We start from the raw sequence: 16998 nt of genomic DNA, 5'->3' as shown, positions 1-16998 counted from the left end.
AATAAAAATAGTCAAATATAATAATATGTAATGTGAGGTAAAAATGACTAGTCAAGCTTTTAAAAATTTAGTTAAAAGTGAGTTAAATATTGAGTTAACTAATAAACAACTAGAAATGTTAAGCATCTATTTTGATTTTCTTGTTGAAGAAAACAAAAAATATAACTTAACAACTATAGTTGATAAAGAAGAAGTTTATGTTAAACATTTTTTTGATTCTCTAATTGTGGCAAAAGGTTTTAAACTAAACAATAAAAAAATATTTGATATTGGATCAGGTGCCGGTTTTCCAGGTCTAGTATTGGCAATTGTATTTGAAAATTCTGAATTTGTATTAATAGATTCAAATAATAAAAAAACAACATTTTTGACAATGTTAATTAATAAACTAGGTTTGACAAACGTGCAAGCTTTAAATGCTCGTGCTGAAGATTTATCAAAAATTCATAAACATGAAGCAGATATTGTAATGGCTAGAGCAGTTGCACGTTTAACAATTTTATTAGAGATATCATCACAAATAATTAAAGTTGGTGGTTCATTCATTGGACTTAAAGCTCGTACGGTTAAAGAAGAAATTGAAGAACTAGGTACAAAACCTCATAAGTTAGGATTTCAACAATCAGAAATTCAGATTTATGAAAATGAATTAATAGGAATTAGAAATAATATTGAATTTAAAAAGATATCTGAGACGGCGCCTAAGTATCCAAGGCATTACTCTCAGATCAAAAAAGATGTAATTGTTAATAAAAAGTAACATTTTAGGTATGTAATGTAAAATTAAATAGTGAGGAATATATGGGAAAAATTATTGCTATCACCAACCAAAAGGGTGGTGTTGGAAAAACAACAACTTCAATTAACCTAGCTTGCGGTCTAGCAATCGAAGGTAAAAAAGTTTTATTAATGGATGTTGATTCACAATACAACGCTTCATCTGGTGTTGGATTTAGAGTTAGTAATTCAACTAAATCTATTTTTCATATGTTTACTGAAAATCTAAAATACATTGATGTAATTCAAAAAGAAGTAAAAGAAAACTTAGATTTAATAGCAAGTACTTCAAACATATCTTCACTTGATTTTGTTCTTGGTGAAAAAAAAGAACAATATGTAAATGTTTTAAAAAATGACATTAAACAACTTAAAGATATTTATGATTTTATAATCATTGACTGTCCGCCTAGTTTAGGAATAATTAATATTTGCGTATTGGAAATATCTGATTCAATTATTATTCCTATTCAAGCAGAACACTACGCACTACATGGTGTAGCTCAATTATTAAAAACAGTAAAAGCAATCAAGGCATCTAAAAATCAAAAACTACAAATCGAAGGTGTTCTTGTAACAATGTATGATAGTAGAACAAAATTATGTAGAGATGTTTATGGTGAAATTAAAAAAACATTTGGTGATAAAACTTATAGTGCACTAATCCCTAGAAGTATAAAAATTGCCGAAGCTCCAATGATGGGTGAATCAATTTATGAATATGATAAATCAAACAAAGCTGCTAAATCTTATGCAGAGTTTACAAGAGAGGTATTAAAAAATAATGGCTAAGAAAAAATATACATTTCAATCTCTAAACGATATCCTTGGTGATGACGTTGATGATGTTGTTGGAGTCCTTGGGGATAACAAAGAAGAAATACTAAGGACAGCTGAAAGTAATACTGTTCCTTTATCTTCAATGATTACAAACCCATTCCAACCTAGAAAAAACTTTAACCAAGAAGAATTAGAAAATCTTGCTGAATCAATTAAAGAACATGGATTGATTCAACCAATTGTTGTAACAAAAATTGACAATAGCAACTTTCAGATAGTTGCTGGTGAAAGGAGATTTAGGGCATCAAAAATAGCTGGACTCACAGAAGTTCCTGTAGTAGTTTTAAAACTTAATTCGTTACAAATTGAAGAGTTAGCTATTATTGAAAATATTCAGCGTGTTGATTTAACAGATATTGAAGAAGCTATTGCTTATAATCAAATGTCTAAAAAATTAAACTTAACTCAAGATCAAATAGCGACAAAAATTAAAAAATCTAGACCATATGTTGCAAACATTATGAGGTTATTAAAATTCCCAACTAATATCCAAAATGCTTTGCTAGAGGGTAAAGTAACAACTGGTCAAGTTAGACCATTATTAGTATTGATTGATAAACCAGAAGTGCTTAACTCATTATTTAAAAAAGTAATGGAAAAAAATATGACAGCTCGTGAAGTTGAGATGTTAATAAAATTTCAGTCAATGGATGGAACAGGTACAAAATCTGAAAAACCAAAATCATTTGAAATCAAACATTTAGAAGATGTAATCCAAAAAAAACTTGGAACACGTGTTTCAATCGAAAAGAAAAAATTAGTTATCAATTATTCAAATAATAAAGATTTAAATAGAATTTTAGAAATCTTAGATTTATTAGAAGATTAAAAGTTAATTACATTCGTAATTAACTTTTACATTAAGGAGAAATAAAACATGGCATTAAAAGTAGGAATTGTAGGTTTACCAAACGTAGGGAAATCTACTTTGTTTAACGCAATAACAAATTCAAAAGTCGAGGCAGCTAATTATCCTTTTGCTACAATTAATCCAAATGTTGGTGTCGTGGAAGTTCCTGATGTTAGATTAAATAATTTAGCTGAAGTATTTAATTCAAAAAAAATAATTTCAACAACAATTGAATTTGTAGATATTGCAGGATTAATTGCTGGAGCCTCAAGAGGTGAAGGTTTAGGAAATGCTTTCTTAGCAAACATTCGTGAAACTGATGCAATCTGTCAAGTAGTAAGATGTTTTGAATCAAAAGATATTACACACGTTGATGGAAGTGTTAACCCAATTAGAGATATTGAAACAATTCAACTTGAATTAATTTATGCTGATGAAGGATCTGTTGATAAAAGAATTGCTCGTATAGCCCCCAAAGCACGAGGTGGAAAAGATAAAGAAGCAATAGTTGAACATGACTTGCTGCTTAAACTTAAAAAAGGTTTATCTGAAGCATTGATGATAAGTCAAATTAAATTAACTGATGATGAATTTGAAATGGCTAAGTCATTCCAACTGCTTACTTCTAAAAAAATGATTTATGTTGGAAATGTTAATGATGATAAACTTGCTGAAGATTCAGATAACTATAAAAAATTAAGTGATTACGCTAAAGCTAATGGAAATGAATGCATAAAAATTTGTGCACGTTTAGAAGAAGAATTATCTGAATTAGATCATGATGAAAAAATGGTTTTTCTAAGTGAACTAGGAGTTGAAGAAACTGGATTAGAGTTACTAATCAAAAGTGCTTATAAATTATTAGATCTAAAAACTTATTTTACTTGTGGACCACAAGAAGCTCGTGGTTGACAATTTAAAACTGGATCAACAGCACCAGTTTGCGCAGGTATCATTCATACAGATTTTGAAAAAGGATTTATTAAAGCTGAAGTGTATTCATATGAAGATATGATGAATTTCAAGAATGAATCAGAATTAAAAGCTGCAGGAAAAATGAGATTAGAAGGTAAAACATACATCGTTCAAGATGGTGATGTTTGTCACTTTAAATTCAATAGATAAAAAATTGGAGCCATTGGGTTCTTTTTTATTTGTTAAAATAAACATACATTGAGGTTTAAATGAAAAACATTAGATTGCGTTACGCACCATCTCCAACAGGATATTTACATATAGGAAACACAAGAACTGCTTTAATGAATTTCTTATTTGCCAAGCATTATAAAGGTGACTTCATTGTTAGAATTGAAGACACAGATTTTGAAAGAAATGTAGATGATGCTATTGAATCACAATTTGATAACTTAGCTTGATTATCCATTGAACCGGATGAGTCATTTTTGAAACCCATTAAAAAATATGGAGCTTACAAACAAACTGAAAAATTAGAAATTTACAAAGATTATGCAAACAAACTAATTGGAAAAGGTTATGCGTATAAATGTTTTTGTACACAAGCAGAATTAGAAAAAGAACGAGAAGCACAAAATGCCAGAGGTATTGTTGCTACTAAATATGCAGGAACATGTGCTAACTTAACAAAAGAACAAATTCATACTAAAGACGGCATGGAATTTAATATTAGATTCAGAGTTCCTGAAAATAAAGAATACAACATTGCTGATATAGTTAGAGGAGATATTAAATTCGATTCAAATGAAATAGGTGATTGAGTAATCATTAAATCTAATGGTATTGCAACTTACAACTTTGCAGTTGTAGTTGACGATTTTGATATGGAAATCACTCATGTAGTTAGAGGAGAAGAGCACATTTCAAATACTCCAAAACAATTAATGGTATTTGAAGCTTTAGGGTGAACTGCTCCAACATATGGTCACATGACTTTAATAGTTGATGAAAACAGAAAAAAATTATCTAAGCGAAGTGGTAACCAAACATTCTTCATTTCACAATATAAATCATTAGGTTACTTGCCTGAAGCTATGTTTAACTACATTGCTTTGCTTGGATGATCTCCAGGTGGAGAAGATGAAATCTTTACTAAAGAAGAATTGGTTAAAAAATTCGATGAAAAAAGATTTTCTAAATCACCTTCAACATTTGACGTTAATAAATTAAAATGAGTTAACTCAGTTTGAATGAAAAAAATTGATGACGAAAAATATTTAAGTTTTATTAAAGAATTCATCGATCCAAAATTTGAAGTATCTAAATTAAAAGAAGATGAGTTAAATGGAATATTAATGTTATTTAAAAAAGAAATTGAATACGGAGTTCAAATAAACGATCACATTGGAATGTTTTTTACAGAAGTAAAAGTTTCAAAAGAAGATTTGGAATTATTAAAATCATTTGAATACAAAAAATTAAATGAAACTTTAATTGAGCAAATTTCTTCAATTAAATTTGATGAGCAAAGCATCAAAGATATGATCAAATTAATTGGTCTATCTCTTGGAATAAAGGGAAAGGATTTGTTCATGCCAATAAGAATTATGACAACTACTCAGTCACATGGACCAGAACTTGCTAAAACAATTATGTATTTAGGAAAAGAAAAAGTTTTAAATAACTTAAAAGGAATTTAAGATGCTAAAAATCATACGAGACAATATTTATAAATCAATAATTGTTGATGAACAAATTTATTTAGATTTAATAAATACAAAAGAATTTCAAAGATTAAGAAGAATAAAACAGTTATCTTCAACTGAGTTTGTTTTTCCGACAGCTACACATACAAGATTTAATCATTGTGTTGGTACATTTTATGTTGTAGATAGGTTTGTAAGTTCAGAAGGATTGAAAAATATTCTTAAAGATGATGAAAAAAAACTTTTAAAAATTGCGGGATTATTGCACGATATTGGTCATGGACCATTTTCACATAACTTTGAAAGTATTTCTACTAAAGCTCATGAACTTTATACAGTAGATATCATTAAAGGTAATACACAAATTAACAAAGTATTAAAAAATTATAGTATTGATATTGAATCAGTGTGTTCATTAGTAATGGGTAAACATGCAAATCAAATTATGAATTCAATAATTTCTTCTCAAATTGATGCAGATAGATTTGATTATATGATGAGAGATGCTTTTAATGTTGGAGTGCCATATTCTAATTTTGATATTGACTACATCTTGTCTAACATGTATGTAAAAGATAATAGAATTGTTTTTTCAATAAAAGCTATCCATGCTATTGAAGATTATTTTGTTGGAAGATATCATATGTACGAGCAAGTTTATAGACACAAAACGTCATTAGGTTTTAAATATACAACAATGTTTTGATTAGAAAGAATTAGAGATTTAGTTAAGGAGAATTATAATTTTAAAAATTCACACTCAGTTGAATTTTTAAAAGAATTAATTAATAATGAAGAAATCTCAGTTGAGAAATTTCAATTATTAGATGATCACAAACTAACAAATATTATGTCAGAAATGATTAGTGAAGAAGATGAAATATTATCTGATCTAAGTGATAGATTAATTAATAGACGTTTTCATAAAGTGTCGTTCAAACTGTCTAAAAAAGAATTTGCAGAATTAAAATTTAAATCAACACTAGATACAAAATACTATTTCAAAGTGATGCCGTATAAAGAAGTTGCAATATATTCAGATCTTCCAAAAAATGATCCAAAAAGTGTTGTATTCGTTGAAAATGGGAAATTATCTACACTAAGTGAAAAAAGTAGAATTATCAATTCGTCAATTAATAGAAAGAATTCTATTAAAGAAGTATATATATACGCTTAACATTTGATAGAATAACATTAATTGTAAAAGGAGTATCATTATGAACCATTCAATAATAGAACAAGTATTTAACTTACTTGATAAATCAAAAGAAGAAACAGTATCTTTTGAAAAAATATGAACAGAAATTTCAAAAGACATGAAGTTAAGTAAATCAGATAAAAATGATTTATTAGCAGATTTATATTCAGATCTAGTATTAGATAACAGATTTGCACTTACAGCTGATGGAAACTGAGCATTAAGAAAAAACTTAAAATTAGATGAAATTAAAAAACAATATGACTATTTAGATAATTTTGAAACTACAGAATTCTTTGATGAAGCAGAAATGGCTGAAGAAACAATGGATTTTGAAGTTGATGCAAATGAAACTGAATTAGATGTTAAGACAGAAGATTTAGAAGACGAAGAAGACGAATATTAAAATAAATACTCCCAAATTAATGGGGGTATTTTTATTTAAATGAAGTAAACAAAGTACAAAATGAACTAAACTTAAATAAATTATTTAATACTGTTCTTTTAAATATTAATAAAAATCGAGTACTGAATTACATTGCTAGTTTTTATCAAATATTTAAATAATTTGGAATAATTTCCAAATTAATGTTATATTATACATAGGGAGAATATATATGAAAATTTTACTAAGTTTAATTGGAATCTCAGCTGTAGGTATCTCAGCTGCTACGCCAATAGTTATTAACAGCGAAACTATTAATCAAAAATTAACAAGAAATGATGATAGAGAAATTATCCAAGATTTATCTCAATTCGAATATATGCCTTTAAATTTAAATGAAATTGGTTATGGAGGAGTAATTTTTGGAAATACAATTGAAAAATTTGAAAGAAGTATAATTAGACAATTAGAATCAAGAACAGGTTTGATATTTGAACATTACACAGAAATCGAAAGTATGGTAAGTGCTGTAACAGGCGAACCAATTACAGTAGAAGATATTTTAGGTTTCAATTCATCAATGCAACAATATTATTTTGTTAAAATTGTTCCAACTAAATTAGGTGTTGAAAATGGAGTACATGGTGAAGGATTTTTAAAATTGTATTTCAAATTTAATTCCTTTAATTTAATTGATATGGGGCATGGACCGCTTGAATTGAATTGAGATTATAACAAAGATCAAAAATCAATAATTAAATTTTTTGAAGTAATGGTTATTCAAACTTTTGCATTTGATCCGGGTAATCCATTGTCATTAGTTGTAGGAAATTATGCAAGATTTTTAAATTATAGTGTTATGACAAATAATAATACTCAAAGACCAATTACAGATGAAGATATTGCAAATATGAAAGAAGGCGAAACATTATCATTATTCTTTTACATTAGTCCTACAGAAGAAGGAGTTAAAGCAAGTGTTCGAGGTAATACTGCTTACGTAATAGATGTAAAAAGAGATTAATATTAAATAGAAGCTAGCTTCTATTTTTTTATTTAAGTTGTACAAACTCTTTAACAATATAATGTGCTCTAAACTTAAAATTAAAAGTTCAAAAAGAAAGACTTGAAGTAGGTTGATATATAAACGATATTAGTTATGAAAGAGCAGCAACAAATATGGTGAATTTAAATTTAAAAGAACAAGGTTGATACATTAATCTTTTCAAAATTTTATTCAACTCTATTTTTATTTATAGATAGACATTTTAGTATAAAGAGGTAAAATATATGCAGACACATATAAGGAAAAAAACAAATGGCAAAGATTTATCACAAACAATTAGTTAGTTCTAAAGCTATGGTTGATGCAGCGCATAAAAATAAATATGCAGTTGGTCACTTCAACATAAACAATTTAGAATGAACTAAAGCAATTTTAGAAGCTGCTCAAGCTTCTAACACACCAGTTATTTTAGGAACATCAGAAGGTGCAATTAAATACATGGGTGGAGTAAAAGTAGTAGTAGGAATGGTTAATGGTTTACTAGATGAATTAAAAATAACTGTACCAGTGGCTTTACACTTAGACCACGGTCAATCACTTGAAATGGCTAAAAAATGTATCGAAGCAGGTTACTCATCAGTAATGTTCGATGGTTCACATTTACCATATGAGGAAAACATTGCGAAGACAAAAGAAATTGTTGCATTCGCTAAAAAATATGAAGTATCAGTTGAAGCAGAAATTGGTTCAATTGGTGGTGAAGAAGACGGAGTTGTAGGACAAGGTGAACTTGGAGATCCAAAACAAGCATCAGAAATGGCTGGTTTAGGAATAACAATGTTGGCTGCAGGAATTGGGAACATTCATGGTAAATATCCAGAATGATGAAAAACATTATCATTTGAAACTTTAGAATCTCTACAAGATGCAGCTAAGTTGCCAATGGTACTACATGGTGGTTCAGGAATACCTACAGAACAAGTTCAAAAAGCTATTTCTTTAGGAATTTCAAAAATCAATGTAAATACAGAATTACAATTGTCTTTTAGAGATGCTACTCGTACATACATCGAAGCTAGAAAAGACTTAGATGATGAAGCTAAAGGATTTGATCCTCGTAAATTATTAAACCCAGGATTTAAAGCAATTCAAAACACATTTAACGAACTGACAGCAATCTTTGGATGTAAAGGAAAAGCTTAATAAGCTTAACTTATATTTTTCTTGATTCATTGAACTGATAAAGAAAAAATAATCAAAGATTACAAAAAGTCTGGAGCAACAGTTGAAAACTTTGCACCAACAAGAAATATTAGTTCATCGTCATTAAGGAACTGGTTAAAAACCTATAACTTACATGGCGTTGAAGGATTAAAAAACAAGAAAGAAAAAACAACTGCATAGTAGTTGTTTTTTCTTTTAAAAGAAGTTTTTTTTAAATTATTTTTAAAATAAAAAATAGCATTTAAACTATTTTTTTTCTTTTGGTTTTTCACTTTTAACTTCAGTTTTCTTTGCTGCTGTAGTTGTTGTTGCTTTAACTTCAGTTTTCTTTGCTGCTGTAGTTGTTGTTGCTTTAACTTCAGTTTTCTTTGCTGCTGTAGTAGCTGTTGCAGTTTTGGCTTCAACTTTTTTCTCAACTGTTGCTGATTTGTTGTAATCTTTAAGATCACTTAAATCCATAACAACTGCCTTTGCTTTTTTCTCAGGTACTTTTGCAACTGTAGTTTTTGGTGCAGTTGCCATTGCATCTTTCTTAGCAAATTTTTCTTTGAATTTTTCAACACGACCTTCTGCATTGGCAAACGTTTGTTTACCAGTATAGAATGGATGACACTTAGAACAAGTATCAACTCTTACTTCTTCTGACAATGTTGTACCCATGTCGAATTTTGAATTACATGTAACACAAATAAATTGAGCTTCATCGAAATATTTAGGATGAATGTTTTGTTTTGGCATGATAAATCTCCTTTTACAATAAAATTATTATATGCTAATTTATATTACATTACATATATTTTTTATTTAAATAAGCAATGTAAGAGTAATGGATTAAAATCATTATATGAGTTTAAAGATTGTTGATTTAAAATACAGTAATAAAAAATTTAGCCCTCAAAAGCTAAATTTTAGTGTTAACCCAAATGAAGTCAAATATTTGATTTCAACAAACCACAAGGAATCAAAATACATTTTAAATGCATTGAATGGTAAATATGATATTGCAGAAGGTATATTTGAAATTGATGGTGAGGAAAGACTAAGTAAATCATGAACAAAGCGCCGCGTAGTTAGCGCAAGAACTGATGGCTTTTGAACTAGATTTGTTCCAAAGGAATTAGTTTATTATTTCTCTGTTAGATCTAATTTACGAGCTTACAAATTATTGAAATCTAGATATTATGAAAATAAATATACATTTTTAAGTTATAAAAAATCTAATAGAAATATTAATGAAACTTTATTAAAAGAGCAAATTGACTCAAGTATTACAGATTGAATAAAAACTGCGATTAATGTTGAGTTAGAAGCTTTAGAAAAATTCACTAATTCAATTAATGAAAGAAACTTATCAATGATTAAAAATGATCTGTTGTTAAATAAAAACCCTTTACTAACTAACTGATTAAAAGAATATTGAAAAACACACGAAAGAATTAAATTAAATCGTTTGGCAATCATTTATTATCAAAGTCTTTGAGATAAGATACGTTCTATTAATGATATGAGATTCTCATGTTCTTGCGAGTTTCAGGCTAAGGAAAATAAGACATCAAAATCAATGGGAAGATTTTTTCAATACAAAGAACCATTTTGAATTGTTATGAGAGAACTTAAAAAAATTGACTTAGAAGTCAATTTCTTAAGAAGCACAATAGCAAATGAAACGAAAATTATAGAAACTCTTAAATCTAAAATAATTCAGTCTTTTGGAAAGAAAAAATCAAAAAGAAATAAGATTAAAAAAGTCGAAGAACTATGCCCTTGAGTGGTTATTAATGATAAAGAAAGAAAAGACTTTGTTTCTAAACAAGAGAAGGTTATTTTTGAATTTTTAGCCGATGATATTGTGGGATTAAAATCTAAAATTCAAGAATGAATTCATAGTTATCATTACAAAGTTAAAAACAATGAGATTACTTTTGGTACACAAGAAAACTATAATAATTATAAAGATATCCTATTAAGTAAAGTTGGTAGTGTATTTAGTCAAGTCCAAAAGCAAGTTAATGCAATTTCAATAAAATTAGAAATTGATACAAAGAAGATTTTAATTAATCCAAACTTATATTCAATTTATATAAAAATAGTTTCAATGTATTTATTGGGAGCTAATAATATTGTTATCTATAATATGGTCTCTCATTTAAATGAAAATGACAAAAATGCTTTAAATACTGTTCTTAAAAATATGATTAATAGAGAGACTGATAAATCAATAATTATAATTGATGATAATTTTACATTAGCTGAGTTCATTCCAAATACGTTGTATGAAAATTCAAGAAATGAATTGAGAGAAATAACTCTACGCGAATACCTAATAAATAGATACAAAACAGTTGAAAAATCACTAGGAAATTATAATAAGATTCCTTACATAAAAAAAGATAAAGAAATTTTAATGTTGGGAAATAAGTTTGAAGATAACGATAGTATGAAATTTAAAAACAGTGGTTTTGTTTATTTAGATCCTCATTCAATAAGTGAAGAAAAGAAAAAAGCTAATGATGAAATTTTACGAGTTAACTTAACAGTAGTTGAAGAACCACAACCAGGGGACATATATTACAAGTGTGTCACTGAAGATGGAATAAAATTAATTGTTCCTTTAGAAAAAAAATATGAAGTTGGATATATATTTAAAGCCTATATATCATTGTCAGGTCTAATTAAATTAATATAAAAGGAGTTAATAATATGGAAAATATATTCTACGAAGAATATAAAACACTTCTTCAAAAGATAGAAGAATATAAAACAATTATCATTGCAAAGCATGTAATGCCAGACTGAGATGCTCAAGGAAGTGCTGAAGGTTTAAAAAGAATTATTGAAGATAATTTCAAAAATAAAAACGTATATATTGTGGGAAGTAAGATTGAAGACAAACCATATAAATTTAAATTATCAGATGAACAAATTAAAAAATCAATACTTTTAACTGTAGATGTTGCAAATCAATCACGCATTGATTTTGATAAAAAAATGAATGTAAAGGAAATATTTAAAATTGATCACCATAAGTTTGAATCTCATGACTTTGGAGATAATTTTTTAGTAGATCCAACTGCAATTGCGTGCACACAAGTAATTACAATATTTGCCATGACAATGAATTTAAAAATTTCAAAAGAAGCAGCCAAATTTTTATACAAAGGTTTATTGACAGATTCAGGAAGATTTTTATTCAAAAATACAAATGCTCAAACTTTTGAGGCAGCAAAAGTTTTGGTATCAACAGGAATTGATGTAGCTGAAATAGCAAATGAAATTTATTTAACTGATTTAAATTTAAAGAAATGGTTATTTAAAATGTCAGAAAAAATCGTTTTTAATGAAAAAAAATATTACGCCTATTTATGTGTGAAAAAAAGTGATTATTATGGAATAATAGATATTGAAGCAGCCAAGAGTGCATTGGGAATTATGTCAGGAATTAATGAAATTTCAACATGATTTCTTGCATACGAAAAAGAAGATGGAATAGTTAAAATTTCATTTAGAAGTAGAAACAAAGATGTTTCTCTTATTGCAAAAAAATACGGTGGTGGTGGTCACACACTTGCTGCAGCCTGCGAAGTTGGTACTTGAGACAATTTTGAAAATGAGCTAAATAATATTTTGAAAGGAATTTAATAATATGGGAAGTGGACCAGAAAGAATGAATAAAATGGGTTGAATAGAATTAATTGTTGGATGTATGTTTGCTGGTAAAACAGAAGAATTCATCAGAAGATTGATTAGGTATAAATTTGGTAAAAAAAGAATTATCGTATTTAAACCAGAAATCGACAAAAGATATAGTGAAGACAATGTCCAAACACATCATGGTATTCGCCATGAAGCAAATCCAGTCAAGGATTCAAAAGCTTTGTTGAAACTTTTAAAAAATAAAGAATTTGAGTTAGACGCAAACAAAAAATTTGATGTTATTGGAATTGATGAAATTCAATTTTTTGATAAGGGAATTGTTAAGGTTGTTGAGGACTTGGCAAACGAAGGATATATTATCGTTGCCAATGGATTGGATAAAGATTACAAATCTGATCCGTTTAAAAATGTTTTTGAATTATTACCATTAGCAGAATATGTAGAAAAATTATCAGCTCTATGTTCACAATGTGGTGGACATGCCAATAGAACTCAACGTCTTGTTAAAGGATTACCAGTAAGAGATACAGATGGACCATTGGTTCTAATATCTGGAGAAGATAGTTATGAAGCAAGATGTAGACATTGCTATGTAAAACCAAATGTTAACAAAAAAAGAAAAACTAAATAAGGAAGTTTTATGGATAAAAGAACGATTGAAGTATTGGAATTAATGCTTCAAAAATTAAATAAAATTGATGAGGATTTAAGTGATCCTCAAATTTTAAGTAACGTTGAAAACATAAAAAAACTTAACAAAGATCGTGGAGCAATTATCGATGTTTGTGAAATGTATATTGAGTATAAAAAAGTTGATCAGTCGTTGTCTGAAGCTAAGTCAATGTTAAAGTCAGAAAAAGATCCTGAAATGAAAGAAATGGCTCAAATGGAAATCATCGAATGTTCTGAAAAAATTGATAATTTAGTTTTGGAAATAAATTCTGCTCTTTTACCAAAAGATCCTAATGATGAAAAGAACTCAATAATTGAGATTCGTGGAGCAGCTGGTGGAGATGAAGCAAATATTTTTGCCGGTGATCTTTATAGAATGTATACTCGCTATGGCGAAAAGCAAGGTTGAAAATTTACAGTGTTAGATCAATATGAATCAGCAGCTGGAGGATTTACACAAATATCTGCTATGGTTAAGGGTAAAAAAGTATATTCAAAATTAAAATATGAATCAGGTTCACACCGTGTCCAAAGGATTCCTAAAACAGAATCAAAAGGTAGAGTACAAACATCAACAGCGACAGTTGCTGTTCTTCCTGAAATGTCAGCAGTTGAAATTGATATAAAACCAAGTGATTTAAGAATTGATACATATAGATCTGGAGGAGCAGGGGGTCAACATGTTAACACTACAGACTCAGCTGTGCGTGTTACTCATATACCTACAGGTATCGTATCGGCCTCTCAAGATGGACGTAGTCAACATGATAACAAAGAAATTGCTATGACAATGTTGAGATCTCGTATTTATGATGCTATGCAATTAGAAGCTCAAACAAAAGCTGACACATTGAGAAAAAATGCAGTTGGTTCTGGAGATAGAAGTGAGAAAATTAGAACTTACAATTATGGTCAAAACCGTGTTACTGATCATAGAATAAATTTAACACTCCAAAAACTTGACCAAATCATGGAAGGTAACTTAGAAGAAATTATAGAAGCACTTATTAAAGATGAGCAAAAAAGGTTGATTGAATTAAATAATGACTAAAATTGATTTAAAAAGTAAATTAAAAGTTGATATAGAAGAAAACGATTTAAATACATTGTTTTCTTTTTTGTTAGATACTAATGATTTAGAAGCAGTTGATAAAGTAAATGCTAATTATGGAAAAAAGCCTTTTAGTTACATTTTGGGTAGTCGTTTTTTTTACAAAAATTGGTTCAAAGTAAATAGTAGTGTTTTGATTCCAAGATTTGAAACAGAACTTATTGTTGATTATGTTTGTAAATTAAATTTAAAAAACAAAGTTATTGTTGATGTATGTACTGGTAGTGGTTGTATAGGTATTTCTATTTCAAATGAAACCAACAATAAAGTTTATTGCTCAGATATATCAGCTAAAGCACTTGAAGTTGCAAAAATTAATTCAAATAAAATTAATTCAGATGTAGAAATTATTCAATCTAATTATTTAGATTGAATAATTGAAAGAAACTTAATAGTTGATGTATTAGTAATAAACCCTCCCTATATAAATAAAGCTGATTCTAATGTTGAATTAAGTGTAAAAAATCATGAACCAAATATTGCATTATTTGCTGAAGATAACGGTTTATATTTTTACAAAAAATTAGAAGAGACTATTTTTCAAATAACTAAAAAAGGTTCAATTATAATATGTGAATTTGGGTTTGAACAAAAACCACAACTTGAAAATATATTTAAAAATTATAATATTCAATTTAATAAGGATTATTCAAACAACTATAGATATTTTGTTATTCAGATATAAAAATATATAATAGTCTAAAGGTCAAAATGAAAAGTTTATTTCAAAAAAATTCAATTAACACACAGGCAATAAAGGTTTTTAACAAAACCGTTTTTTATAGTGTCGCAATTATTATTGCGTTATTCGTAACTAACTTAATATTTATTGGAATTGTATATTCAAGTAAGACACTTCAAATCTATATGGATCACAACGATATATTTGTTGAAAGTTTTGGTAAAAATGTGAATATAAGTCCAATGGAAATTGATGTTTCAATTTGGTTGGGATTTACAATGTTAATTGTCGGTTTAACCATTTTTTTATTGGTTCCATTCACTTTAACAAAATCTAAGAAACTATTGAAATACACATTTCCAACATTAATGTTTACTTTGATTTTAGTGGTAGGCTCATTAATTTCGTTTACAGCAGGTGAAACATCATATGATAAATTGACAAAATTAATTAACTATATAACAGCTGAAGGGGTACTCGAAGAAATAAAATCTAATAGTAAAAACTTGGAGTTAAATAACGCAGTTCAAGCATTATTTGATGAACATGATAATTCATTTCATTTAGCTTGAAGTGCAAAGTCTTTAGCTTGAACGATATCAATTATTAAAATTGTAGTTGTCTCTGTTGTATATACAAAAACATTTTATGATCATGCAACATTGTCAAATGAAAATTCAAATATTACTGAAAAAATGAATATCAAAACCAAAAAAGGATATATTGGAAAAAATAAACTTTATAACGTTTTTACAAAAATTACAGTACTTAACCAAAAAAACATTTGTCTTTGAGTATTTATTTTGATATTAGTAATTTCAATGCCTCAAATTATATATATAGGTTCAGTCCTAAACACAAAATCATCGCTCGGGTCAATGTTTGCTTGAAATTTATATTTAAGTGATTTATTAAGTTGAAATGTTGATGATTCAGATATCTGAGCTATTATTAATGTTATTTCTGATGATAAAATTAATAACTTAAATGTTATTTCTGTACAAGCAGCTATGGTTATGGGTGTGATATCTATGTTATTGGTTATGCCAATTTATTTCATTAGAAATTGAAATGTTGAAGATAAAGTAATTGCTACTCAATCTTTTTCATTGATTTTACTTTCTGCACTATTAGTTATGGTTAACTTTTATTCAATGGAACTTTTGTCAAAAGCCAGTGTAACTTGAAACAATAATCATGAAATGATTAAAAATTTGATGGAATATAAATATCCAGATTTAGATTCTAGTTTAGCACATATAAAAGAGTTATGTGGTACAAGTAATGTTGCAAGTGATGGTACTTTTAATTTCCGATGACCAATAGGAGTTGAATTAATTTCATTATTAGTCTTAAGTTTATTAGCATTAATAGTTATTACAATTGTATTAATTCATGTGTTTTATTCACATAAAATTTTAATAAGAGCAAATACTTCAACACATTACTTTGAAGATGAGGAATGATACTAATGAACATTGAAAATATAGTTGGTAAGCTAAGAAAGAACGAAATATTAATATTGCCCACAGATACAATATATGGATTAACTTCTATTGTTAGCGAAGAAAATAAAATAAAAATTAATAAATTAAAAAACAGACCAGAGGATCAAGAAATAATCATTCTAGTTTCAAGTTTAAAAATGGCCAGAAAATGAATACATACTGATGAAGAAAGTAGTGAATTATTAGTTTCAAATGAACCAACTACAGTAATAGGCGTTTCACAAAAAGGTGATCCTTTTCAAGCTGTAAGAGTTGTAAGAGATAAAAACCTTATTTCTATAATAGAAAAAACTGGAGCATTATATTCAACTAGTGCAAATATTCATGGAAGTCCTTATATTGATGATCTGGAAATATTTAAGACAATAGTGAACGAAGATGACGTGTACTATACAAAGAAATTAAAAGGTGAACCATCTAGAATATTTAATTCTCTATTGGGTACATTTTTAAGGTAATATTAAATATAT

General features: G+C 27.7%; 18 protein-coding genes. 17 read left to right on the top strand and 1 reads right to left on the bottom strand.

Features of this window, described 5'->3' with window-relative positions:
• The first annotated feature begins 43 nt into the window (after window positions 1–43).
• The 10 genes from rsmG to STIUS_RS03460 all read left to right on the top strand — a co-directional run bounded on the left by rsmG (window position 44) and on the right by STIUS_RS03460 (window position 9081).
• Window positions 44–760 carry a 16S rRNA (guanine(527)-N(7))-methyltransferase RsmG gene (gene rsmG / locus STIUS_RS03505; RefSeq protein WP_162649997.1) on the top strand — a complete coding sequence of 239 codons (717 nt, stop codon included), beginning with the start codon at window positions 44–46 and terminating at the stop codon, window positions 758–760.
• Between the two features lie 41 nt (window positions 761–801).
• Complete coding sequence (locus STIUS_RS03500; RefSeq protein WP_162649996.1) at window positions 802–1569, top strand: ParA family protein; 768 nt, start codon at window positions 802–804, stop codon at window positions 1567–1569.
• Complete coding sequence (locus STIUS_RS03495) at window positions 1562–2446, top strand: ParB/RepB/Spo0J family partition protein (protein ID WP_162649995.1); 885 nt, start codon at window positions 1562–1564, stop codon at window positions 2444–2446. Before STIUS_RS03500 ends, STIUS_RS03495 begins: the two co-directional genes overlap by 8 nt.
• A gap of 48 nt (window positions 2447–2494) precedes the next feature.
• Window positions 2495–3592, top strand: a complete 1098-nt coding sequence (gene ychF / locus STIUS_RS03490; RefSeq protein WP_162649994.1) for a redox-regulated ATPase YchF — start codon at window positions 2495–2497, stop codon at window positions 3590–3592.
• A gap of 59 nt (window positions 3593–3651) precedes the next feature.
• Entirely contained in the window at window positions 3652–5082 is a 1431-nt protein-coding gene (gene gltX / locus STIUS_RS03485; RefSeq protein ID WP_162649993.1) for a glutamate--tRNA ligase, read from the top strand.
• Between the two features lies 1 nt (window position 5083).
• Window positions 5084–6265, top strand: a complete 1182-nt coding sequence (locus STIUS_RS03480; RefSeq protein ID WP_162649992.1) for an HD domain-containing protein — start codon at window positions 5084–5086, stop codon at window positions 6263–6265.
• A 40-nt stretch (window positions 6266–6305) separates the two neighbouring features.
• Window positions 6306–6692 (top strand): DNA-directed RNA polymerase subunit delta, encoded by a 387-nt coding sequence (gene rpoE, locus STIUS_RS03475; RefSeq protein ID WP_162649991.1) that lies wholly within the window; start codon window positions 6306–6308, stop codon window positions 6690–6692.
• A 211-nt stretch (window positions 6693–6903) separates the two neighbouring features.
• Window positions 6904–7695: a hypothetical protein gene (locus STIUS_RS03470; protein WP_162649990.1), complete on the top strand. Its 792-nt coding sequence runs from the start codon at window positions 6904–6906 to the stop codon at window positions 7693–7695.
• Window positions 7696–7989: 294 nt separating this feature from the next.
• Window positions 7990–8880 carry a class II fructose-1,6-bisphosphate aldolase gene (gene fba / locus STIUS_RS03465; protein WP_162649989.1) on the top strand — a complete coding sequence of 297 codons (891 nt, stop codon included), beginning with the start codon at window positions 7990–7992 and terminating at the stop codon, window positions 8878–8880.
• 21 nt (window positions 8881–8901) lie between these two features.
• Window positions 8902–9081, top strand: coding sequence for a helix-turn-helix domain-containing protein (locus STIUS_RS03460; protein ID WP_162649988.1), 180 nt, complete (start codon window positions 8902–8904; stop codon window positions 9079–9081).
• A 66-nt stretch (window positions 9082–9147) separates the two neighbouring features.
• Here the strand turns inward: STIUS_RS03460 and rpmE are convergent, their stop codons facing one another.
• A complete protein-coding gene (gene rpmE, locus STIUS_RS03785; RefSeq protein ID WP_162649987.1) occupies window positions 9148–9639 on the bottom strand; it encodes a 50S ribosomal protein L31 in 492 nt (163 codons plus the stop codon).
• Between the two features lie 106 nt (window positions 9640–9745).
• On the opposite strand from rpmE, the gene STIUS_RS03450 reads away from it, so the two are divergent.
• From STIUS_RS03450 to STIUS_RS03420, 7 genes are read left to right on the top strand one after another with little or no spacing between them, the layout of a single operon-like run.
• A complete protein-coding gene (locus STIUS_RS03450) occupies window positions 9746–11587 on the top strand; it encodes a hypothetical protein (RefSeq protein WP_162649986.1) in 1842 nt (613 codons plus the stop codon).
• A 14-nt stretch (window positions 11588–11601) separates the two neighbouring features.
• The gene (locus tag STIUS_RS03445) at window positions 11602–12540 is read left to right on the top strand and encodes a bifunctional oligoribonuclease/PAP phosphatase NrnA (RefSeq protein WP_162649985.1); all 939 of its coding nucleotides are present in this window, start codon (window positions 11602–11604) and stop codon (window positions 12538–12540) included.
• Between the two features lie 4 nt (window positions 12541–12544).
• Entirely contained in the window at window positions 12545–13186 is a 642-nt protein-coding gene (locus tag STIUS_RS03440) for a thymidine kinase (protein ID WP_162649984.1), read from the top strand.
• A gap of 9 nt (window positions 13187–13195) precedes the next feature.
• Window positions 13196–14278, top strand: a complete 1083-nt coding sequence (gene prfA / locus STIUS_RS03435; RefSeq protein ID WP_162649983.1) for a peptide chain release factor 1 — start codon at window positions 13196–13198, stop codon at window positions 14276–14278.
• Complete coding sequence (gene prmC, locus STIUS_RS03430; RefSeq protein ID WP_162649982.1) at window positions 14271–15023, top strand: peptide chain release factor N(5)-glutamine methyltransferase; 753 nt, start codon at window positions 14271–14273, stop codon at window positions 15021–15023. Before prfA ends, prmC begins: the two co-directional genes overlap by 8 nt.
• A gap of 26 nt (window positions 15024–15049) precedes the next feature.
• Window positions 15050–16492, top strand: a complete 1443-nt coding sequence (locus tag STIUS_RS03425; protein WP_162649981.1) for a hypothetical protein — start codon at window positions 15050–15052, stop codon at window positions 16490–16492.
• Complete coding sequence (locus tag STIUS_RS03420; RefSeq protein ID WP_162649980.1) at window positions 16492–16986, top strand: Sua5/YciO/YrdC/YwlC family protein; 495 nt, start codon at window positions 16492–16494, stop codon at window positions 16984–16986. The genes STIUS_RS03425 and STIUS_RS03420 overlap by 1 nt, the downstream gene beginning before the upstream one ends.
• Window positions 16987–16998: the final 12 nt, after the last annotated feature.

This window comes from Spiroplasma sp. TIUS-1 (assembly GCF_010365785.1).
Taxonomy (GTDB): Bacteria; Bacillota_I; Bacilli_A; order Mycoplasmatales; family Mycoplasmataceae; genus TIUS-1.
This window is presented reverse-complemented; position numbering and strand designations above follow the sequence as displayed.